The following is a 20,301-nucleotide window of genomic DNA, read 5'->3' as shown; positions in this document are numbered from 1 at the left end:
TCCCGCGCCCCCCGCCCCCCGCCTCACCAACGACGCGGGATCAAAATCGCACGCTCCGAGGCGCCTGGGCATGCGATTTTGATCCCGCAACCGGGTTACAGGGACGGAGCGGCGCCGAGGACCCGGGGTAGGGGCGCGCGTGGGGCGGGGGCGTGGGCCGGGGTGGGAAGGGCGCAGTGGCGGCGTCAGAGGGCGCGGGTCGTGGAGCGTTCCACGAGGGAGCAGGGGAGGAGCACGTGCGCGGCATCCTGCCCGGGCGACGCCAGTCGGGCCAGCAGCAGCTCGACCGCCCCGTGCGCCATGTCGAGGATCGGCTGCCGCACCGTCGTCAGGTCGAACGCCTGCCACGACGACATCGCGACGTCATCGAAGCCGAGGATCGACACGTCGTCCGGCACACCGACGCCGAGGGCCTTCGCCGCGTTGAGGGCGCCGAACGCGGTGAGGTCGTTGTGGCAGAACAGCGCCGTCGGCGGCTCGGCCAGGCGCAGCAGGCGCGTCGCGGCGTCGAAGGCCCGGGTGTAGTCGAGGTTCGCCGACTCGAACAGCTCGTCGTGGAACTCGACGCCGGCGTCCGACAGCGCGGCGAGGAACCCCTCGTGCCGCTCGCGCACGGATGCCGTCGTGAGCGGTCCGGCGATCACGCCGATGCGCTGGTGCCCGAGCGAGGTGAGGTGGCGTCCGGCGATGCGCCCGCCGTCGAGGTTGTCGGGAGAGATGGAGTCGTTGTCGGTCACGGCGCCCGGGCCCATCGTCACGGCCGGCACGCCGAGCGAGACGATGCGACCCTCGTCGTCTGCAGACAGCAGGGTGGTGGTGAGGATGACGCCGTCGACGTTCGTCTCCCAGAGCGTGCGCGCGAGGTCTTCGGTGGTGTCGGCGCGGCCCGAGAGGATGAGCGTGCGATAGCCGGCGCGATTGAGTTCGCCGCTGATGGTGTGCAGCAGCTCGGCGTAGTAGCTGTTGCGCGGGTCGCCGAGCACGACGCCGATCGTCTGGGTGCGGCTGGTGACGAGGCTGCGCGCGCTGAGGTTCGGGCGGTAACCGAGCCGTTCGATCGCCGCCTCCACCCGGGCGCGGATCTCGTCGGAGACGCCTTCGCGACCGTTGACGATGCGCGAGACGGTGGTCTGCGAGACGCCCGCCGCCTTGGCGACGTCGATGCTCGTGACCCCGCGGGTTCTCGACGGCATGGCCCCTCCTCTTCCGTGCCGGGGATTCCATGCTAGACCGGCCGGACGGGGCCGATGACTACGCAGTCGTCCCGGCGTGGCGGGGGATGCGCGGGGCGATGGGCCATGACGCCGGGCGGATGCGCCGGGTGGGCGGACGGTGGCTCCGGGCGGATGCCCGACGCGATCAGCCCCAGTGCGCGGGGGTGGGGAGCGTGTGGTCGCGCACCTCGGCACCGGACGGGGTGAGCGACGCCGTCGCGTACAGCAGCGACTGGGTGGGGTAGCCGTGCGGGCGGTTGTCGCGGATGATCGCGCGATCGTCGTCGGGCGACAGCTCTGCGGATTCGGCGAGCAGCCCGGTCCAGTCGGCGGCCCAGTCGTCGCTCTCCGCGGCCGGGCCCAGGGCGCGGAAGCGCGGGAGCCACATGTCGATGCGCGGGGTCGCCGGGTCGTCGAGGTCGTCGTGCGCGATCATGTGGGTGCCGGGTGCGACGGGGGTCTCGCGCACCTCGACGCCGTCCCACGAGAGCACGCGAACGCCCTGCGGTCCGACCTCGAGCAGGTTGAACCCGTGCATCGGCGGGGTGCCGTCAGGAGAGCGTCCGGCCACCGATTCGAGCGCAAGAGTGCCGCGGGAGACCGCGCGCTCGGCAGGGAGTTCCTGCAGGTCGGCACGGTTGAGCAGCACGGCGAGGCGGCGCCGAGCCGGGTCGACCGCGAGCCACGCACCACCGGCGCGGCGGTCGCGGATGCCGATCACGCCCGGGTATCGCTCCGGCCACCAGGGGCCAAGGGCATCCCATTCGCGCTGCGGGTCTTCGTCGCGTACGGCCAGCAGCCGCGCCGCGCCTGCGCTCTCGACATCGATCACGACCGTGCACACCCTCCCGAGTCTAGGTGCGCCCCGCGTCGCCGGCACGGCCCGGGCGGGCGGATGCTGAGGCAGAATCGGAGGCGTGAACATCGTCGTGGGAGTCACCGGCGGGATCGCCGCGTACAAGGCGGTGCACCTCGTGCGCCTGCTCATCAAGGAGGGGCACGATGTCACGGTGGTGCCCACCGAGGGCGCGTTGCGCTTCGTCGGCCTGCCCACGTGGGAGGCGATCAGTCGTCAGCCGGTGACGACGAGCGTGCACGACGACGTCGCCCGGGTGCGTCACGTCGCCCTCGGGCAGAACGCCGACCTCGTGGTCGTCGCCCCGGCCACCGCGAACACCATCGCATCGATGGCGGCAGGCCTCGCGGGCGACCTGCTCGGCACGACGCTGCTCGCCACGGAGGCGCCGGTGCTCATCGCCCCCGCCATGCACGCCGAGATGTGGCGCCACGCGGCGACGCAGGCGAACATCGCGACTCTGCGCTCCCGTGGCGTGCACCTCGTGGGTCCCGCCGACGGCGAGCTCGCCGGTGGCGACGCGGGCCCGGGGCGCATGTCCGAGCCCGAGGAGATCCTCGCCGCGGCGCAGGCTCTTCTCGCGCCGGGCGACCTCAGCGGCCTGCGCGTCGCGATTTCGGCCGGTGGCACGCGAGAGCCGATCGACCCGGTGCGGTTCCTCGGCAACCGGTCGAGCGGACGGCAGGGGGCGGCGCTCGCGGCGGAGGCCGCAGCCCGCGGCGCGCTCGTGACGCTGGTCGCCGCGCACGTCGATGCCGCGGTGCTCGACGCGGCGGAGCATCCGTCGATCGAGATCGTGCACGTCGGCACGGCCGCCGAACTGGCCGCCGCGATGAAGGATGCTTCCGCCTCGGCCGACGTCGTCGTGATGGCTGCGGCGGTCGCCGACTACCGGCCGCGCGAGGCCGCCGACCACAAGCTCACCAAGGCCGAGGGCGGGCTCGGCCGCATCGAGCTCGTCGAGAACGAAGACGTGGTGGCCGCCCTCGCGACCGCGCGCTCGGAGGGGCGGGCCCCCGTCGGGCAGACCATCGTCGCGTTCGCCGCCGAGACCCTGCCGAAAGCCGAGGACCGCCGTGAGCGCGCGCGGGGAAAGCGCGAGCGCAAGGGTGTCGATCTGCTCGCGGTGAACCTGGCCGACGCCGAGCACGGGTTCGAGAAGCCTCACAACGCCGTCGAGGTGATCGGCGAGGGCGGAGCGGTCGTCGCCGAGGCGTCGGGAACGAAACGCCAGGTCGCGGGCGCGATCTGGAACGCGGTGCTCGGCATCCGCTGACCGTCGGCGTCGTTGTCGCCGACGCCACCTCCTGCTAAACTTGAGTCAAGCCAACTCAAGTTTGAGTGACCATCGACCAGAAGGAGTCTCCCAGGAGGGACAGATGAGCAACCCCCAGACCGGATCCCCCAACGAGCAGCAGACCGCGCTCGAGCAGTTCGGCATCAACCTCACCGACCGTGCACGCCAGGGCAAACTCGACCCCGTCATCGGGCGCGACAGCGAGATCCGTCGGGTGAGCCAGGTGCTCACCCGACGCACCAAGAACAACCCCGTGCTCATCGGCGAGCCTGGCGTCGGCAAGACGGCCGTCGTAGAAGGCCTCGCGCAGCGCATCGTCGCGGGCGACGTCGCCGAGTCGCTCAAAGACAAGGAGCTGGTGACCCTCGACATCTCGGCCCTTGTCGCCGGCGCCATGTACCGCGGGCAGTTCGAGGAGCGGCTGAAGAGCGTGCTCAAGGAGATCACCGAGTCCGACGGACGCATCATCACGTTCATCGACGAGCTGCACGTGCTCATGGGCGCGGGCGGCGGTGAGGGGTCGGTCGCGGCATCCAACATGCTCAAGCCGATGCTCGCCCGGGGTGAGCTGCGTCTCATCGGCGCCACGACGCTCAACGAGTATCGCGAGTTCATCGAGAAGGATGCCGCGCTCGAGCGCCGCTTCCAACAGGTGTACGTCGGCGAGCCCACGGTCGAAGACACCATCGCGATCCTGCGCGGGCTCAAGGAGCGGTACGAGGCCCATCACAAGGTCGCCATCGCCGACGGCGCGCTCGTCGCCGCCGCATCCCTGTCGAACCGCTACCTGCCGGCCCGGCAGCTGCCAGACAAGGCCATCGACCTGATCGACGAGGCCGCGTCGCGCCTGCGCATGGAGATCGACTCGGCCCCCGTCGAGATCGACGAGCTGCGCCGACACGTCGACCGTCTGAAGCTCGAAGAACTCGCGCTCAAGAAGGAGAAGGACCCGGCGTCGAAGGAGCGGCTGGCCGCGCTGCGCGACGACCTCGCCACCGAAGAGGCGAAGCTCGCCGAGCTGCAGGCCCGCTGGGAGCGCGAGCGGGCATCGCTCAACCGCGTCGGCGACCTCAAGACCCGCCTCGATGCGGCGCGCATCGACGCCGAGCGCGCGCAGCGCGAGGGCAACCTCGAGCGCGCCTCCCGGTTGCTGTACGCCGAGATCCCCGCCCTGGAGCGCGAGCTCATGGAGGCCGAGCGCTCGGAGGGCGCCGACGGCGACGAGGGCCGGATGGTCAACGAACAGGTCACCGATGAAGACATCGCCGGAGTCATCGCGGCGTGGACGGGCATCCCCGTCGGCCGACTGCTGCAGGGCGAGACCGAGAAGCTGCTGCACCTCGAGTCGGAGCTGGGCAAGCGCCTGATCGGACAGAAGGATGCGGTGAAGGCCGTGTCGGATGCCGTGCGCCGCTCGCGCGCGGGGATCAGCGACCCCGGTCGCCCCACCGGATCGTTCCTGTTCCTGGGGCCGACGGGTGTCGGCAAGACCGAGCTGGCGAAGGCGCTCGCGCAGTTCCTCTTCGACGACGAGCACGCCATGGTGCGCATCGACATGTCGGAGTACGGCGAGAAGCACTCGGTGTCGCGTCTCGTCGGCGCCCCTCCGGGGTACGTCGGCTACGAGCAGGGCGGCCAGCTCACCGAGGCCGTGCGCCGTCGCCCGTACAGCGTCATCCTGCTCGACGAGGTCGAGAAGGCGCATCCCGAGGTGTTCGACGTGCTGCTGCAGGTGCTCGACGACGGTCGGCTGACCGACGGCCAGGGGCGCACGGTCGACTTCTCGAACGTCATCCTCATCCTGACGTCGAACCTCGGTTCGCCCATCCTCATCGATCCCGTGCTGACGGTCGACGAGAAGCGCGAGCAGGTCATGGCGTTGGTGCGTCAGGCGTTCCGTCCGGAGTTCCTCAACCGACTCGACGACATCGTGATGTTCCAGGCGCTCAGCGAAGACGACCTCGCGCAGATCGTCGAGCTGTCGATCGACCAGCTGCACACGCGGCTGCGCGACCGCCGGCTCACGCTCGCCGTGACCCCGGATGCCCGGTCGTGGCTGGCTGAGCGCGGCTACGACCCGGTGTTCGGTGCGCGGCCCCTGCGCCGCCTCATCCAGACCGAGGTGCAGAACAAGCTGGCGACGGCGCTGCTCTCGGGCGGCGTGCGCGACGGCGACACGGTGCGCGTCGACGTCGCGGCCGACGGCACGGGTCTCGCCCTGACGTCGTCCGCCCCGGAAGTCTGACCCCTTCTACGACAACGCTCCCGTCGCATTCTCTGTCGTCTCCGCCTCAGCGGGGCGACAGAAAATGCGACGGGAGCGTCGTGTGAGAACGGGAGCGGGTCAGGCGCTGAGGATGACCGACTCCGAGACGGGGCGGCGCACGCGCGGGGCGGTCTCGCGCTGCTGCAGCACCTCGGGCAGCGCCTCGACGTCGCCGAACTCGCCGACGGCGAAGACGGTCACGGCCGCGAAGCGGGGGTCGAGGTCGGCGAACTCGCGCACGACCTCGGGGTCGAAGCCGCTCATCTGGTGCACGAGCAGGCCCTCGTGGTGCGCCTGCACCGAGAAGTGCGCGACGGCCTGGCCGAGGTCGTAGAGGGCGTGGGTGATCGGGGTGCCGTCTTCGGTGGCGGTCTCGGCGACGGCGACGACGAGCACGGCCGCGTTCACGGCCCAGGTCTGGTTGAAGCCGACGAGGGAGTCGACGATCTGCGCGTGCAGCGCGGTGCCGCGGCGGCCGACGATGAAGCGCCAGGGCTGGGAGTTGTTGGCCGACGGCGTCCAGCGCGCAGCCTCGAGCGAAGCGGCGAGCTTGGCCTCGTCGATGGGGGTGGTGGCGTCGAACGCACGCGGGCTCCAGCGGGCGGCGAGCACGTCGAGCACCGGATGCTCGGTCGGGGCGGTGCGGTCGAGGGTGGGAGTGCTCATGGTCGTGCCTTTCAGACGGATGCCGATCGGACCTCGTCGTCCGCCTACGCGTGTGCGAACGCATGTGTCCGCATGGATATTCCGCGCCGGCATGACGGAACCCCCGGTGCAGGCATCCGCCACCGGGGGTTCCGTCGCCTGCGGGGTCAGCCGCGCAGCGCCTCGCGCAGCTTCACCCGGCTGCCCATGCGCAGCAGCGAGTTCTCGTAGATCTTCGCCCCCACGAGGATCGCCGCGACGCAGCTCAGCAGCAGGATCACGAGCGACACGAGCGGCTCCCACCACTGCGCCTCGCCGACGAACAGCCGCATCGGCATCCCGACCGGCGCCGAGAACGGCACGTACGACATGATCGTCAGCACCAGCGGGTTGTCGTTGAAGACGATGACGAGGATGTACGGCGCCATGATCAGCATCGTGATGGGCGTCGTCGTCGCCCCGATGTCCTCCTGACGCGACACCATCGACGCCGCGGCGGCGAACAGCGACGCCAGCAGCACGAACCCGAAGAGGAAGAACACGGCGAACCAGATGATCGGCGAGCCGAGCATGGTGAGCACGTCGTTCTGTCCCGTCGCGATGAGTCCGACCGTGGCGACCGCCGCCAGCAGCAGGATCTGCGCCATCGCGAGGATCGTGTTGCCGATGACCTTGCCGGCGAGCAGCACGCGGGCGGGCATCGCCGAGAGCAGCAGCTCGACCACCCTGGTCTGCTTCTCCTCGACCACGCTCTGCGCGATCGTGCCGCCGAACGTCGACGCCGCCATGAGGAACACCAGGCCGAACGCGAGGGCGATGAAGTACCGCAGCAGCGGATGCGTGCCGGCGGGCTCGAGGATCTGCACTTCGGGGGTCTGCGAGAGAGCCGTCACCAACGAGCTCGGCGCATCGGTCAGTGCGACGACGGTGAATCCCGTCGGGCCGGTGCTCGACACGACGGCGGCATCGACCTTCTCCTCCCGCACGAGCGCCTCGGCGGCGGCGTCGTCGGGGGCCTCTGTCACCTCGACGCCCGGCAGTGCCGACACCGCGGCCGACGTCTCGGACGTCACGGCGACGGGAGTCTTGTCGTCGGCCGCGCTCTTGCTCGCGAAACCGCCGATGACGATGCCCGCGAGGGCGACGACCATCAGGATGACCGTCGAGATCAGGAATGCCTTGCTGCGCAGCTTCGAGCCGATCTCGCGCTCGGCGACGAGCCAGATGCCGTTCGAACTGCGGAGGGGGGAACCCCCGGGGGTCTGCGCGGTCACTGGATGACCTCCTTGAAGATCTGGGCGAGAGAGGGATGCTTGGGGGCGAAGCTGGCGACATCGCCGCGGTCGACGGCGGTGCGCAGCACGCGCTGCGCGGTCTCGGCGTCGTCGGCGTCGAACAGGGCGTAGCCGCCTTCGAAGTCGACCACCGTGACGCCCGGTTCGGTGCGCAGCCAGCCGGCGTCGCCGGCCGAGACGAGCTCGTAGCGGTTGCCGGCGTGCTCTGCGCGCAGCCCGTCGCGCGACCCGGCCGCGCGGATCGTTCCGCCGGCGAGGATGACGAGGTCGTCGCACAGCCGCTCGACGACATCGAGCTGGTGCGACGAGAACAGGATCGCCGCGCCGCGCGCGGCCGTGGCCTGCAGCGTCGAGGCGACCACGTCGACCGCGAGCGGGTCGAGTCCCGAGAACGGCTCGTCGAGGATCATGACCTTCGGGTCGTGCACGAGCGCCGCGGCGATCTGCGCGCGCTGCTGGTTGCCGAGCGACAGCGATTCGATGGTGTCGCCGAGGCGCTCGCCGAGTCCCAGCTCGGTGAGGATGTCGGTCGCGCGGTCGACGGCATCCGCCTTGCCGATGCCGTGTAGGCGGGCGAGATAGACGATCTGCTCGAGCACCTTCATCTTCGGGTAGAGGCCGCGCTCCTCCGGCATGTAGCCGAACGTGCGGCGGTCGGCGCCGGTGACGGGCGCGTCGTCGAGGGTGACGGTGCCCGAGTCGGACGAGAGGAGTCCGAGCACGATGCGCATGGTCGTGGTCTTGCCGGCGCCGTTGCCGCCGACGAAGCCCGTGAGGCGGCCCGGTGCGACGTCGAAGGTGACGTCGTCGAGCACGCGCCGCGAGCCGTAGCTCTTCGTGATGCCGTGGAGGTGGAGCGTTCCTGTGGTCATGCCTCCACGCTAGGGAGCAGGGCGGGGCGCAGGCATCCCCCGTACGGGGGATTGCGACCGGATGCCCTCACTGGGCCGGGCCTCATCGGGGTCCGCCCCGCGGGGGACCTACCGCCGCGCGCGCAGCACGACGCGGACGGCGAGACCGGCGACGAGGGCCCAGAAGGCCGCACTCACGCCGAGCACCTGGATGCCGGAGGCCGCGGCGAGGAACGTGACCACGGCCGGTAGGCGTTCGCCGGCATCGTCGACGGCCTGCTGCACGGCCGCGCCGAATGCCGCGAACAGCGCCAGGCCGGCGACGGTCGGGATGACGGCCGCCGGAGCGAGCACGACCAGAGCGGCGAACGCGGCCGAGGCGGCGCCCAGCACGAGATACGAGGCCCCGGTCGAGACCCCGGCGATCCACCGCCGTTCCGGGTCGGGGTCGGCGTCGGGCGAGGCGGCGAGAGCAGCGCTGATGGCGGCGAGGTTGATGGCGTGCCCGCCCGCCGGGGCGCCGAGCGCGGTGCCGAGACCGGTGACGAGCATCGATGGACGCCACGGCACCTCGTAGCCGAAGCTGCGCATGATCGCGACGCCGGGAACGTTCTGCGACGCCATCGTCACGATGAACAGGGGCAGGGCCAGGCCGACGAGCGCGCCGAGGGTGAAAGTCGGTGCGGTCAGCTCGATGCGCGGCAGCAGGATGCTCGGATCGATCGGCGCGCCCGCCTGCACGAGCGCGATCGCGACGACGATCGCCGCGGCGACGAACGCGAGCGGTACCGCCCAGCGCGGTGCGACGCGCGCGGCGATGAGCCAGGTCACGACGACCGGCACGACGCCCCAGGGGTTCTCGACGATCCCGGTCACGGGCGCGAGGCACAGGGGCAGCAGCACGCCGGCGAGCATCGCCTGCGCGATCGAGCGCGGGATGCGCGCGATTAGCGCTCCGAGCGCAGGCCAGAGGGCCGTGAGCAGGATCAGCGCCGCTGTCACGAGGAATGCTCCGACGGCCGCCGACCACCCGCCCTCGATCGCGCCCGATGCCGCGCCGGTCGACGCGAGCAGAGCGGCTCCGGGCGTCGACCACGCCACGGTGATCGGCATGCGGTACCGCCAGGCGAGCACGATGCACGCGAGCCCCATCGTGATGCTCGCCGCGAGGAGGCCGCTCGCGGCCTGAGCAGCCGAGGCCCCGACCGCCGACAGTCCGGTGAGCACGACGGCGAACGAGCTCGTGAAGCCGACGAGCGCCGTCACGACGCCGGCGACGACGGGACGGGAGACGCCCGCTCGGGCACCGGTTGACGTCATGCGAGACCGTGCCGGTGCGCGAGCACCACGGCCTGCACCCGGTCGCGCGCACCGAGCTTCTGCAGGATGCGCGACACGTGCGTCTTCACGGTCGCCTCGCCGATGTACAGCTCCGCCGCGATCTCGGCGTTGCTGCGGGCATCGGCGAGCAGCGCGAGCACCTCGGCCTCGCGCTCGGTGAACGGCTCGACGAACGTCGGGAGGCCGGGGGCTGTGTCTGCGTCCGGGTCCGCATCCGGGGTAGGGGCGGGGGCGACGGGTGCGGTGCGTGCAACATCGCCGGTTCCTGCGAAACGCGCCAGGACGCGCCGCGTCACCTCGGGCGCGAGCATCCCGTCGCCGACGGCCAGTGCGCGCACCGCGGCGATGAGGTCGTCGGCGCCCGCGTTCTTCAGCAGGAATCCGCTCGCCCCGGCATCGAGCGCCTGGTAGAGGTAGTCGTCGCGGTCGAAGGTCGTGACGATGGCGATCGACGCGGTGAGATCAGGATCGGCGACCAGGCGGCGCGTGGCCTCGATGCCGTCCATGTCGGGCATCTGCACGTCCATCGTGATCACGTCCGGCCGCAGCGCCGCCGCCTGCGTCATCGCCTCGCGCCCGGTCGACGCCTCGCCGACGACCGCGATGTCGGGCTGCGTCTCGAGGATCGTGCGGAACCCGGCACGCAGCATGGCGTGGTCGTCGACCAGGAGAACGCGTATAGGGGCGTCGGTCATGCGGTGGTCCTCTGCGGGGTGGGGGTCGCGGTCAACGGTACCCGGGCGCGCACGCGCACCCCGCCCTGCGGGCGCGGTGCCACCTCGATCGTTCCGCCGGAGGCGACGGCGCGCTCGCGCATGCCGAGCTGACCGAGACCGGGGCGCAGCGCGCTCACCGGGCGCCCGGAGTTCACGATCTCGACCTCGACGCCGTCGTCGTCGTAGCGCACCCGCACGTCGGCCGTCGCGCCGGGGCCCGCGTGCCGCCGGGCGTTGGTGAGCGACTCCTGCACGATGCGGTAGAGGTTGACCGCGACGAGGGGCGGCACCGGCGCCGCCTCGCCGATCACCTGGTACGTCGTCGGGAGCCCGGCCTCCACCGACGACTCGACGAGCGCGCCGACATCGTCGAGGCCGACGGTCGAGCCCGCGTCGGTCGTCTCGCCGCCGGGGGTGCGCAGCGTCTCGAGCAGCTGTCGCAGCTCGCCGATCGCATCCCGGGCCGATCCTTCGATCCCGGTGAGGATGTCTTTCGCGCGGGTCGTGTCGTGGTCGATCACCAGTCGCGCCGCCCCGGCCTGCACACCCATGACCGAGACGTGGTGGGCCACGACGTCGTGCAGCTCGCGCGCGATGCGCACGCGATCGAGGGCCACGGCCTGCGCCGCGGTGACCTCGCGCTCGCGTTCCAGGTCGTGCGTGCGCTCCTCGAGCGCTGCACGCTGCTGCGCCGCCTGCCAGGACCGGTCGCCGAAGTAGTACGCCCCGCCGAAGTAGAGCATGTTGAGGAGGATCTGGATGAGCATGAAGGCCACGTACGGCGACATCGCACCGGCGACCACCTCGGCCTCGTCGGCCTGGCCGATCGCATCGCGATACGAGGTGACGATCAGCCAGGCGAACATGCCCACGATGATGCCGACGCGCACGAGGAGCGCGGCGCGGCGGTTGCTCATCCAGGCGCCGACCGAGTACAGGCCGATGAACATGGCGATGTTGCCCACATAGATCTCGGGCACGCGGATCGTGACCGCGACGAAGTACGCCACCGAGACGACGATCGCGACGGCGGCGGGCCATCGGCGGCGTACCGCGAGGGGAGCGGTGACGACGACCGCGTAGACCAGCGCCGTCCACAGCTCGGCCTGCTCGTCGCCGTAGATCTGCGAGATCGACGAGAGGGCGGCGCTGAGCACCGCGCCGACGAACAGCACGGCGGCCAGTAGCAGGTCGTTGCGGTGGTCGCGCGCGGTCGGGGTGCGCGTGAACTCGGCGGGCATGATTCCACCGTAGGGGCGGAGGCACGGTGCGGCATCCCCCGCACGGCGGATGCCACAATCGAGCGTGACCACCGCGCCGCGCCCTCGCCTCGCCCCGCTGTACCTCGCGGGCTTCACCACCGCCTTCGGTGCGCACGGCATCGCCGCGGCGCTCGGCGCCGAGACCGAGGACATCGGGTGGACGCTGCTCGCGTTCGGCCTGACCCTCGCGCTGTACGACCTCGCCGAGGTGCTGCTGAAGCCCCTGTTCGGCGCGCTCAGCGACCGCGTGGGCGTGCGCCCCGTCGTCGTCGGCGGGCTGGTCGCCTTCGCCGCCTTCTCGGTCGTCGGGGCGATGGCCCCCGGCATGGTCGGGCTCGTCGTCGCCCGCTTCGGGCAGGGGGCCGCCGCATCCGCCTTCTCTCCCGCCTCGTCGGCGGCGGTCGCCCGGCTGACCGACGAGAGCACGCGCGGGCGGTACTTCGGCCGGTACGGCTCGTGGAAGAGCCTCGGTTACGCGCTGGGGCCCCTCCTCGGTGCCGTGCTCGTGGTGTGGGGCGGCCTCCCGCTGCTGTTCTGGGCCCTCGCGGTGATCGGCCTCGCCGCCGCCGTGTGGGTGGCGGTCGCCGTGCCCGCAGTGCCCGTTCTTCCCCGCAAGCGCGTGACGCTGGCCGACGTCGGGCGCGAGCTCGCCGCCCCGGGCTTCCTCGTCCCGACGCTGGTGCTCGCCGCGACGACCGGCGCGCTCGCCGTGGCCGTCGGCTTCCTCCCGCTGCTGGGGCGGCAGAACGGGCTGGGCACGGTCGGCAGCATGGCGATCGTGACCGTGCTCGCGGTGGTGTCGAGCATCCTCCAATCGCTCACCGGTGCCGCCCACGACCGCGGTCGGGCCTCCGTGCGCGCCGCGATGCTCTCCGGTCTTCTGCTGATCTCGGTCGGCATCGCGCTCGCCGCTCTCCTGCCCCATCCCGGGGTGCTCGTGGCGACGGCGGTGCTGGTCGGCGCGGGCGTGGGAATCGCCACGCCCGTGGCGTTCTCGCATCTCGCCGCGACGACGCCGCCCGAGCGCATGGGGCGCACCATGGGCAGTGCGGAGCTCGGACGCGAGCTCGGCGACGCGGGCGGCCCTCTGGTCGCGGGGGCCGTGGCCGCCGCGACCGTGCCGGCGCTCGGGATCGGGGCCGTCGCCGTTCTCGTTGCGGCTGCGGGTGCGGGGGCGGCGTTCGGTCTGCGCGGTGGCTCCCCGGCGACGCCGGGCGGTGGCTCCTCCGCCGGAGGGTCCACGACGTCGGGTGCGGCGCCGCGGTCGACGGTGGGCGGGTCGACCGCGCCGGGGTCGACGGACGCCGGGTCGACGGAGGCCGATCCGTCGGCACCCGGGTCGAGGGCGCCGCTGCCCTGACTCGGGCGGGTCAGCCCTCGGTCAGCATCCGCTCGATCACTTGCGCGACGCCGTCGTCGTCGTTCGAGACGGTCTGCTCGTCGGCTGCGCCGCGCACGGCCTCGTCGGCCCCGCCCATCGCCACGCCTCGACCCGCCCAGCGCAGCATCTCGACATCGTTCAACGCGTCGCCGAACGCGACGACGTCGGCGCGGTCGATGTCGAGGTGGGCGCACAGCCGGGCGAGACCCGTCGCCTTCGTGACGCCCTCGGCCATGATCTCGACGAAGGGCGCCCCCGAGAGCGTGGCCTCGAAACCGGGGAGACCGAGGGCCCGCAACGCCTGGAACACGGCGGGAGGCGCGAGTTCGGGATGCCGGATCACGAACTTCACGCTCGGGGCGTCGAGAACCTCGTCGAGCGGCACGCCACCCATCGAATCGGGGTCGCGCTTGTGGTCGGAGTGGTCGGCGATCGCCGCGTAGCCCTGCTGCGCCACGAAGGTCTCGCCGGCGTCGCGCACGCTCGCGAAGAGCAGATCGGGGATGCTCGCGCTGAGGGCCTGGGTCAGCGCGCGCAGAGTCTCGACGGGCACCTCCTCGGCGAACAGCAGACGGCCGTCGGCCAGGTGGGTCGCGTAGGCGCCGTTGCTGCACACCGCCCAGTCGCGGAAATCCGCCTCGGCGGCGATCGCGCGCAGGCCGATCGGCTGCCGGGCGGTCACCGGCACGACGTGGATGCCCCGGTCACGGGCAGCGTCGAGCGCGCGCCGGGTGCGCGGGGTCACCGATGACGTCGAGTCGAGGAGCGTGCCGTCGAGGTCGGTCGCGATCAGCCGCATGGGCGGATGCTCACGAGAAGATCATCGGCAGGTCGCCGTCGTCGTCGGCACCGCCGAGGTCGAGCTCGGCGACCACGGGCACGTGGTCGCTGGGCTGCTCGCCCTTGCGCTCCTCGCGGTGGATCGACGCGCCGGTGACGGCGTCGGCGAACGAGGACGAGCCGAGGATGAAGTCGATGCGGATGCCCTCGTTGCGCGGGAACTTGAGCCGCTGGTAGTCCCAGTAGGTGTAGCCCTCGGGCAGCAGGGGCCGCACGACGTCGGTGACCCCGGCGTCGGCGAGCGCGAAGAACGCCGCACGCTCGGGGGGCGAGACGTGGGTGGAGACGCCCTCGACGATGTCGGGGTCGCCGTTGTCGGAGTCGAACGGGATGATGTTGAAGTCGCCGACGAGCGCGAGGGGCAGCCCGGGCGTCGCGGCGAGCTCGGCGGCGGTCGAGGTCTTGAGGGCTTCGAGCCAGTGCAGCTTGTAGGTGTAGTGGGGGTCGTTCAGCGAGCGTCCGTTGGGCACGTACAGGCTCCACACCCGCACCCCGTCGACCATGACTCCGAGCGCGCGGGCCTCGAGCGGAGCATCCGGCCCTTCGTGACCCTTCGCGAACCCCGGCATGCCGTCGAAGGCGGTGCGCACGTCCGTCATGGGCAGGCGGCTGGCGATCGCGACGCCGTTCCATTGATTCAAGCCGTGCACCTCGACCTGGTACCCCGCCTCTTCGAACGCCGCATAGGGGAACTGCTCGGGCTTGCACTTGATCTCCTGCATGGCCAGCACGTCGATGTCTTCGCGAACCGCGAAGTCGACGGTGCGGGCGACACGTGTGCGGATGGAGTTGACGTTCCAGGTGGCCAAGCGCATGCGTCCAGCCTAGTTGCGGGGTCGGACAGCCGTCGCGCCCGCGACCCGCCTGGACATGACAGCGCAGTCAGAGCGCGGGCGCTCTACACTGGACGCCGTGACCGCACTCGACGCAGACCGTCAGAACCTCCTCGCCCTCATCACGGACGAGGCGGTGTTCCACGGCGACTTCACCCTCTCCAGCGGCAAGAAGGCGACGTACTACGTCGACATGCGCAAACTCACGCTCGACCACCGCGCCGCCCCCGCCATCGGCCGCATCATGCTCGACCTCATCGGCGATCTCGACGTCGCCGCCGTCGGCGGGCTCACCCTGGGCGCCGACCCGATCGCGAACTCGGTCATGCATGCGTCGGTCGCGACCGATCGTCCGCTCGATGCGTTCGTGGTGCGCAAGGAGCCGAAGGACCACGGCCGCGGCCGTCAGATCGAGGGCGCCGACGTCGCAGGCAAGCGCGTCGTCGTGCTCGAAGACACCTCCACGACCGGGCAGTCGGCGCTGAAAGCCGTCGAGGCGCTGCGCAAGGAAGGTGCAGAGGTCGTCGCCGTCGCAGTGATCGTCGACCGCAAGACCGGTGCGCAGGCCGCCATCGAGGCCGAGGGCCTCGAGTGGCGTGCGGCATTCGACCTCGACGACCTCGGGCTCGACCCGCAGTGACCCGCTACGCCCTCGCCGTCGACGTCGGCGGCACGAAGATGGAGGCGGCCCTCGTCGCCGAAGACGGCACGCTCGTCGACGGCAGCCGCAGTCGCCAGGCCACCGGTCGCGACGCCACCGCCGCCTCGCTCGACGCCGCCGTCGCCGAGATCGTGCGTCACGCTCTCGCGGCGCTGCCCGCCGGGGCCGAGCTCGTCGGCGCGGGCGCGGGGAGCGCGGGCCCCGTCGACCGGCGCACCGGCAGCATCGCGCCGGTGAACATGCCGGGAGCGCACGGATACGGACTCGCCGAGGCCGTGCGCCGCGAGGCGTCGGCGGTGCTCGGGCGCGCGGTGAGCGCGGTTCTCGGCCACGACGGCGGTGCGCTCGCGCTCGCCGAGGCGTGGCGCGGCGCGACGCAGGATGCCCGGGCCTCACTGTCGATCGTCGTCTCGACCGGCGTCGGCGGAGGGTTCGTGGTCGCCGGGGCGTACATCCCCGGAGCATCCGGCAACGCCGGGCACCTCGGGCAGATCCGCCGGGAGGGCGGGCTGACCCTCGAGGAGATCGCCTCGGGACCGGCCAGCGTCGCGTGGGCGCAGTCGCAGGGCTGGGTCGGATCGACCGGGGAGGACCTCGCTCGGGACTCCGCCGGTGGCGACACCGTCGCGCGGGCGGCTATCGAGCGGTCGGCGAAGGCGGTCGGCGAGGCGCTGGCGGATGCCGCGACGCTCGTCGACCTCGACATGGTGGCGATCGGGGGTGGGTTCTCGCGGGTGTCGCCGGACTACATCGATCTGGTGCAGGAGGCCCTCACGGCGAGCGCCGTGCACGAGTACTCCCGTCGTGCGCGGGTGGTGCGATCGGGGCTGGGCGACGAGGGGCCGCTCATCGGCGCCGCGGCTCTCGTGCTGCGCTAGTCCTTCGGGCCGTTCAGTGACCCGGCACGAACAGGTGTCGAGCGGGGCCCTCGAGACGAGCGACGGAGATCTTGAGTTCCGTCACGTCATCCGCGACCGCGTCGATGCGGGTGGTGAGCTTCGCGTCGACAGCGTCGATGCAGGCGGTGAGCTTCGTCTCGACCGCGTCGATCCGGGTGGTGAGCTTCGCGTCGACAGCGTCGATGCGCCGCACGCACCACGCGAAGCCCGCGAGCATTGCCGTTCCGAGGCTCAGCACGATCCCGACGGCACTGAGCACGACGGCGAAAGTCTCTGCAGACACGAACACGCTCCTATTGTGCGACCTCAACTCCGATTCCGCATCGGACGATACGTGCCGCGCGGGGCGCCTCCCGCCCGAAGCCGCGCGCGAGACACCGCCAGCCTCGCGAGACATCACGTGCGCGGCGCCGTCTCGCACCGGTTCCGGTGTCTCGCGATGAATACAGGTCTCGGCGTGCGGCGCATCCGTTCACAGTCCTAACAAATACCGCGTAGGGTCGAAGAACGACGACGGAAGGATGCTCCATGCGCGTACTCGGCCTCATCTCGGGCACCTCGCACGACGGAATCGACGTGGCGGTGGTCGACTTCGCCTTCGACGGAGGGGCCCTGACGGGCACAGTGCTGCACGACGACAGCGTTCCCTACGCCGACGACCTGCGCGCGCGTCTGGTCGCGGCGCTGCCGCCGGCGCAGACGACGCTCGCCGAGGTCTGCGAGCTCGACACGCTCATCGGTCAGGCGTTCGCCGAGGTCGCCGCCGACGCCGCCGCGGCCATCGGGGGAGTCGATGCGGTGTGCTCGCACGGGCAGACCGTCTACCACTGGGTCGAGGGCGACCACGCCCGCGGCACGCTGCAGATCGGCCAACCCGCCTGGATCGCCGAGGCCGTCGGGGCGCCCGTCGTCTCGGACGTCCGCATCCGCGACATCACCGCCGGCGGACACGGTGCTCCGCTGGTGTCGTTCCTCGACGAGCTGCTGCTGCGCGGCCGCGGCGACACCGCTGCCGCCCTCAACCTCGGGGGCATCTCGAACATGACGGTCGTCACCGACGGGAAGATCACCGCCTACGACATCGGACCGGCGAACGCGCTCGTCGACGCCGTCGTCGTCGACCGGGGGCTGAACGACAAGGGGTACGACGACGACGCCGCGATCGCCCGGGCGGGCACCGTCGACGACGCGCTCCTCGCCGAGCTGCTCGCCGACCCGTACTACGCCCTCGCCGCCCCGAAGAGCACGGGCAAGGAGCACTTCCACCTCGACTACGTGCGCGCCCACATCGAGGGGCGCGACATCGCCGACGCCGACCTCGTGCGCACCCTCACCGAGCTGACCGTGCGCACCGTGGCGAACGACGTGCGCGCCGCCGGGATCCGCTACCTCGCGGTCTCGGGCGGCGGATGCCACAACCCGGTCATCCTCGACGGGCTGCGGTCGGCCCTGCCCGACGTCGACGTCGTGCTCGCCGACGAGCTCGGCGCCCCGGTCGACAGCAAGGAGGCGATCCTCTTCGCGCTCATCGGCTGGTGCACGCTGCACGGCGTTCCCGCGATCGTCCCGGGCGGCACCGGTGCCCGCGCACCGCGCATCCTCGGCACCATCACCCCGGGGGCGGGGCCGCTGCGCCTGCCCGAGCCGGTCGAGGCGGTCTCGGGGCTGACGCTGACTACAGGCTCCTAGCGGGGGCGCGAGCGCCCCGGTCGAACTAGCGCCGGCCGTCCTCGTCCCACGGACCCTCCCACCAGTTGCCGCCGCGGTCGTCTCCGGGTCCGCGGCGCCGCGAGCGCACGAACTGCACGATGAACAGCGTGATCGAGCTGAGTCCGATCAGGATCAGCACGAGGAAGAGCATGTCGCTCTGGGTCATGGTCGCCTTCCCTCCGCAGCATCCGCCACGATCTTCGCGATGCGGGCCTCGCGCGTCGTCGGTCGTTTCGCCGTCGCGATCTGCGTGAGACCGAACTTCTTCACCGACGGCGGGAATGCATCCCAGTTCGTCCGCGCGGCGGGAACGGCGTCGAGGGCCGCGGTGAGCTCCGCTGGCTCGATCCCGGCCTCGGGGCCGTCGAGCAGGGTCCACGACCCGTCGGCCTTCGCGGCCTCGACCATGCGGATGCCGGCGGGCGCGAGCATCCCGGCCGCCTCGAGCTCGATGAGCCGGGCCTTGTTCGTCGCCGCCCAGCCGCTTCCCTTCCGGCGGGGCGAGAACCACTGGGCGTTGTCTCCGTCGATCAGGCGCACCGGACCGTCGATCCAGCCGAAGCACAGGGCCTGGCGCACGGCGTCGTCGTAGGAGATCCCGTCGCTCCCGGCGCCGCGGGCACGCATCAACCACACGCCATGCGGGCGGGTGTGATTCTCTTCGAGCCAGGCGCGCCAGGCCCCGGCATCCGCCGCGGTGACGCGCTCGCCGTCGTCGAGCACGCCCACGTCAGTCCTCGTCGAGCGTGGGGATCGACTCGGTGACGGTCGGCAGCAGGTCGGCGACCGAGTCGACGACCTCGTCCGGGCGGAACGGGTACTTCTCGATCTCGGCCTGGTCGCTGATGCCCGTCATCACGAGCACGGTGTGCAGACCGGCCTCGATGCCGGCGACGATGTCGGTGTCCATGCGGTCGCCGATCATGCCGGTCTTCTTCGAGTGCGCGCCGATCTTGTTGAGCGCGGAACGGAACATCATCGGGTTCGGCTTGCCGACGACATACGGCTCCTTGCCCGTGGCCTTGGTGATCAGCGCGGCGATCGCGCCCGTCGCCGGCAGCACGCCGTCGGCGCTCGGCCCCGTGGCGTCGGGGTTGGTGACGATGAAGCGCGCGCCCTTGTTGATGTGCCGGATCGCCTTGGTGATCGCCTCGAACGAGTAGTTGCGGGTCTCGCCGACGACGACGAAGTCGGGCTCGGTCTCGGTCATGATGAAGCCGGCCTCGTGCAGCGCGGTGAGGATGCCCGCCTCGCCGATCACGAAGGCGGATCCGCCCGGGAGCTGCTGCGCGAGGAAGTCCGCCGTGGCGAGGGCCGACGTCCAGATGCGCTCCTCGGGCACGATCAGGCCGCTGGCGCGCAGGCGGGCCGAGAGATCACGGGCGGTGAAGATCGAGTTGTTCGTGAGGACGAGGTAGGGGATGTCGTTGCGCTCCCAGCCGGCGAGCAGCTCGGATGCCCCGGGGATGGCGGTGTTCTCGTGCACGAGGACGCCGTCCATGTCGGTGAGCCAGCATTCGATGTCATCGCGGTGTTGTCCCATGTGCTCAGCCTAGAGGGAGTGGGTTTCCGGCAGGTGTGAGTGTCAGGCGGTGAGCCAGACGACCTGGTCGGCGCCGTCGGGCACCCCCACCTCGGTGCCGTCCACCTCGAGACCGGATGCCGTCACGCGCACCCGCGACGAGACGTCGACGCCGAGCGCCTCCAGGGCGCGCAGCAGCTCGGGGTCGCGGTCGTCGACCCGCAGCACGGTGCCGGCGTGGCCCGCCGGAGCATCCGCCAGCAGCACGAACGGCACGCGCTCGACGTTGCCGTCGGCGTCGGGGATCGCGTCGCCGTGCGGGTCGAAGCGCGGCCGTCCGAGCCGTGCGTCGATGCCCTCCAGCAGGCGGTCGCTGATCGTGTGCTCCAACACCTCTGCCTCGTCGTGCACCTCGTGCCAGCCGTAGCCGAACTCCTGCACCAACCACGTCTCGATCAGGCGATGGCGCCGCACCATGGCCAGCGCGCGCCGGGTTCCGGCATCCGTGAGGCGCACGGCCCCGTAGGGAACGTGCGAGACGAGACCCGCCGCGGCGAGCTTCTTGACCATCTCGGTCACCGACGAGGGGGCGATGCCCAGTTTGCCCGCGAGGACAGACGGGGTGATCGGAGAGTCCTGCCACTCGGTGTGCGCGTACACCGTCTTCAGATAGTCGTCTGCTGCCGGGGATGCCACCGCTCCAGTCTACGCG

21 protein-coding genes are annotated in these 20,301 nt (G+C 71.5%); 6 read left to right on the top strand and 15 right to left on the bottom strand.

Annotated elements, in window-relative coordinates:
• Positions 1–185: 185 nt before the first annotated feature.
• Complete coding sequence (locus tag AC3A3J_RS01790) at positions 186–1,193, bottom strand: LacI family DNA-binding transcriptional regulator (protein WP_487670641.1); 1,008 nt, start codon at positions 1,191–1,193, stop codon at positions 186–188.
• 166 nt (positions 1,194–1,359) lie between these two features.
• A complete protein-coding gene (locus tag AC3A3J_RS01785) occupies positions 1,360–2,058 on the bottom strand; it encodes an NRDE family protein (protein ID WP_487670640.1) in 699 nt (232 codons plus the stop codon).
• Between the two features lie 73 nt (positions 2,059–2,131).
• Between AC3A3J_RS01785 and coaBC the strand changes: the two genes are divergently transcribed.
• Positions 2,132–3,346 carry a bifunctional phosphopantothenoylcysteine decarboxylase/phosphopantothenate--cysteine ligase CoaBC gene (gene coaBC / locus AC3A3J_RS01780; protein ID WP_487670639.1) on the top strand — a complete coding sequence of 405 codons (1,215 nt, stop codon included), beginning with the start codon at positions 2,132–2,134 and terminating at the stop codon, positions 3,344–3,346.
• 103 nt (positions 3,347–3,449) lie between these two features.
• On the top strand, positions 3,450–5,612 hold the full coding sequence (locus tag AC3A3J_RS01775) for an ATP-dependent Clp protease ATP-binding subunit (protein ID WP_487670638.1): 2,163 nt from the start codon (positions 3,450–3,452) through the stop codon (positions 5,610–5,612).
• 99 nt (positions 5,613–5,711) lie between these two features.
• Here the strand turns inward: AC3A3J_RS01775 and AC3A3J_RS01770 are convergent, their stop codons facing one another.
• The 6 genes from AC3A3J_RS01770 to AC3A3J_RS01745 form a co-directional block, all read right to left on the bottom strand.
• On the bottom strand, positions 5,712–6,299 hold the full coding sequence (locus AC3A3J_RS01770) for a nitroreductase family protein (protein WP_487670637.1): 588 nt from the start codon (positions 6,297–6,299) through the stop codon (positions 5,712–5,714).
• 146 nt (positions 6,300–6,445) lie between these two features.
• On the bottom strand, positions 6,446–7,552 hold the full coding sequence (locus tag AC3A3J_RS01765; RefSeq protein ID WP_487670636.1) for an ABC transporter permease: 1,107 nt from the start codon (positions 7,550–7,552) through the stop codon (positions 6,446–6,448).
• Positions 7,549–8,445: an ABC transporter ATP-binding protein gene (locus AC3A3J_RS01760; protein ID WP_487670635.1), complete on the bottom strand. Its 897-nt coding sequence runs from the start codon at positions 8,443–8,445 to the stop codon at positions 7,549–7,551. Before AC3A3J_RS01760 ends, AC3A3J_RS01765 begins: the two co-directional genes overlap by 4 nt.
• 108 nt (positions 8,446–8,553) lie before the next feature.
• The gene (locus tag AC3A3J_RS01755) at positions 8,554–9,744 is read right to left on the bottom strand and encodes a benzoate/H(+) symporter BenE family transporter (RefSeq protein ID WP_487670634.1); all 1,191 of its coding nucleotides are present in this window, start codon (positions 9,742–9,744) and stop codon (positions 8,554–8,556) included.
• A complete protein-coding gene (locus tag AC3A3J_RS01750; protein ID WP_487670633.1) occupies positions 9,741–10,460 on the bottom strand; it encodes a response regulator in 720 nt (239 codons plus the stop codon). The genes AC3A3J_RS01755 and AC3A3J_RS01750 overlap by 4 nt, the downstream gene beginning before the upstream one ends.
• The gene (locus AC3A3J_RS01745; RefSeq protein WP_487670632.1) at positions 10,457–11,722 is read right to left on the bottom strand and encodes a sensor histidine kinase; all 1,266 of its coding nucleotides are present in this window, start codon (positions 11,720–11,722) and stop codon (positions 10,457–10,459) included. Before AC3A3J_RS01745 ends, AC3A3J_RS01750 begins: the two co-directional genes overlap by 4 nt.
• A 64-nt stretch (positions 11,723–11,786) precedes the next feature.
• Here AC3A3J_RS01745 and AC3A3J_RS01740 point away from each other — a divergent pair, with 64 nt between their 5' ends.
• Positions 11,787–13,103 (top strand): MFS transporter, encoded by a 1,317-nt coding sequence (locus AC3A3J_RS01740; protein WP_487670631.1) that lies wholly within the window; start codon positions 11,787–11,789, stop codon positions 13,101–13,103.
• 10 nt (positions 13,104–13,113) lie between these two features.
• Here AC3A3J_RS01740 and AC3A3J_RS01735 read toward each other — a convergent pair whose 3' ends face one another.
• A complete protein-coding gene (locus tag AC3A3J_RS01735; RefSeq protein ID WP_487670630.1) occupies positions 13,114–13,923 on the bottom strand; it encodes a Cof-type HAD-IIB family hydrolase in 810 nt (269 codons plus the stop codon).
• 10 nt (positions 13,924–13,933) lie between these two features.
• Positions 13,934–14,779 (bottom strand): exodeoxyribonuclease III, encoded by an 846-nt coding sequence (locus AC3A3J_RS01730; RefSeq protein ID WP_487670629.1) that lies wholly within the window; start codon positions 14,777–14,779, stop codon positions 13,934–13,936.
• A gap of 97 nt (positions 14,780–14,876) precedes the next feature.
• Here AC3A3J_RS01730 and pyrE point away from each other — a divergent pair, with 97 nt between their 5' ends.
• Together pyrE and AC3A3J_RS01720 are read left to right on the top strand one after the other, a co-directional pair.
• Positions 14,877–15,437 (top strand): orotate phosphoribosyltransferase, encoded by a 561-nt coding sequence (gene pyrE / locus AC3A3J_RS01725; protein WP_487670628.1) that lies wholly within the window; start codon positions 14,877–14,879, stop codon positions 15,435–15,437.
• Positions 15,434–16,336 (top strand): ROK family protein, encoded by a 903-nt coding sequence (locus AC3A3J_RS01720; protein ID WP_487670627.1) that lies wholly within the window; start codon positions 15,434–15,436, stop codon positions 16,334–16,336. Before pyrE ends, AC3A3J_RS01720 begins: the two co-directional genes overlap by 4 nt.
• 13 nt (positions 16,337–16,349) lie before the next feature.
• On the opposite strand, the gene AC3A3J_RS01715 is transcribed toward AC3A3J_RS01720, so the two are convergent.
• Entirely contained in the window at positions 16,350–16,640 is a 291-nt protein-coding gene (locus tag AC3A3J_RS01715) for a hypothetical protein (protein ID WP_487670626.1), read from the bottom strand.
• 245 nt (positions 16,641–16,885) lie between these two features.
• On the opposite strand from AC3A3J_RS01715, the gene AC3A3J_RS01710 reads away from it, so the two are divergent.
• Positions 16,886–18,046 (top strand): anhydro-N-acetylmuramic acid kinase, encoded by a 1,161-nt coding sequence (locus tag AC3A3J_RS01710; RefSeq protein WP_487670625.1) that lies wholly within the window; start codon positions 16,886–16,888, stop codon positions 18,044–18,046.
• 25 nt (positions 18,047–18,071) lie between these two features.
• Here the strand turns inward: AC3A3J_RS01710 and AC3A3J_RS01705 are convergent, their stop codons facing one another.
• Genes AC3A3J_RS01705 through AC3A3J_RS01690 form a run of 4 tightly spaced genes read right to left on the bottom strand, consistent with a single transcriptional unit; the run spans position 18,072 to position 20,285 of the window.
• Entirely contained in the window at positions 18,072–18,233 is a 162-nt protein-coding gene (locus AC3A3J_RS01705) for a hypothetical protein (protein WP_314650182.1), read from the bottom strand.
• Positions 18,230–18,796, bottom strand: a complete 567-nt coding sequence (locus AC3A3J_RS01700) for a YdeI/OmpD-associated family protein (RefSeq protein ID WP_487670624.1) — start codon at positions 18,794–18,796, stop codon at positions 18,230–18,232. The genes AC3A3J_RS01705 and AC3A3J_RS01700 overlap by 4 nt, the downstream gene beginning before the upstream one ends.
• A gap of 1 nt (position 18,797) precedes the next feature.
• A complete protein-coding gene (locus tag AC3A3J_RS01695; protein WP_487670623.1) occupies positions 18,798–19,610 on the bottom strand; it encodes an HAD-IIA family hydrolase in 813 nt (270 codons plus the stop codon).
• Positions 19,611–19,652: 42 nt separating this feature from the next.
• A complete protein-coding gene (locus AC3A3J_RS01690) occupies positions 19,653–20,285 on the bottom strand; it encodes a metal-dependent transcriptional regulator (RefSeq protein WP_487670622.1) in 633 nt (210 codons plus the stop codon).
• Between the last annotated feature and the right edge of the window lie 16 nt (positions 20,286–20,301).

Source organism: Microbacterium sp. Soil_N32 (assembly GCF_057655505.1).
The sequence above is the reverse complement of the archived record's forward strand: the minus strand, read 5'-3'. Positions and strand labels throughout refer to the sequence as shown.

Coding starts and splice junctions, on each gene's coding strand:
- AC3A3J_RS01790 (WP_487670641.1), bottom strand. CDS start 1,193: ATGCCGTCGAGAACCCGCGGGGTCACGAGCATCGACGTCGCCAAGGCG.
- AC3A3J_RS01775 (WP_487670638.1), top strand. CDS start 3,450: ATGAGCAACCCCCAGACCGGATCCCCCAACGAGCAGCAGACCGCGCTC.
- AC3A3J_RS01770 (WP_487670637.1), bottom strand. CDS start 6,299: ATGAGCACTCCCACCCTCGACCGCACCGCCCCGACCGAGCATCCGGTG.
- AC3A3J_RS01760 (WP_487670635.1), bottom strand. CDS start 8,445: ATGACCACAGGAACGCTCCACCTCCACGGCATCACGAAGAGCTACGGC.
- AC3A3J_RS01755 (WP_487670634.1), bottom strand. CDS start 9,744: ATGACGTCAACCGGTGCCCGAGCGGGCGTCTCCCGTCCCGTCGTCGCC.
- AC3A3J_RS01750 (WP_487670633.1), bottom strand. CDS start 10,460: ATGACCGACGCCCCTATACGCGTTCTCCTGGTCGACGACCACGCCATG.
- AC3A3J_RS01745 (WP_487670632.1), bottom strand. CDS start 11,722: ATGCCCGCCGAGTTCACGCGCACCCCGACCGCGCGCGACCACCGCAAC.
- AC3A3J_RS01735 (WP_487670630.1), bottom strand. CDS start 13,923: ATGCGGCTGATCGCGACCGACCTCGACGGCACGCTCCTCGACTCGACG.
- AC3A3J_RS01730 (WP_487670629.1), bottom strand. CDS start 14,779: ATGCGCTTGGCCACCTGGAACGTCAACTCCATCCGCACACGTGTCGCC.
- AC3A3J_RS01710 (WP_487670625.1), top strand. CDS start 16,886: ATGCGCGTACTCGGCCTCATCTCGGGCACCTCGCACGACGGAATCGAC.
- AC3A3J_RS01705 (WP_314650182.1), bottom strand. CDS start 18,233: ATGACCCAGAGCGACATGCTCTTCCTCGTGCTGATCCTGATCGGACTC.
- AC3A3J_RS01695 (WP_487670623.1), bottom strand. CDS start 19,610: ATGGGACAACACCGCGATGACATCGAATGCTGGCTCACCGACATGGAC.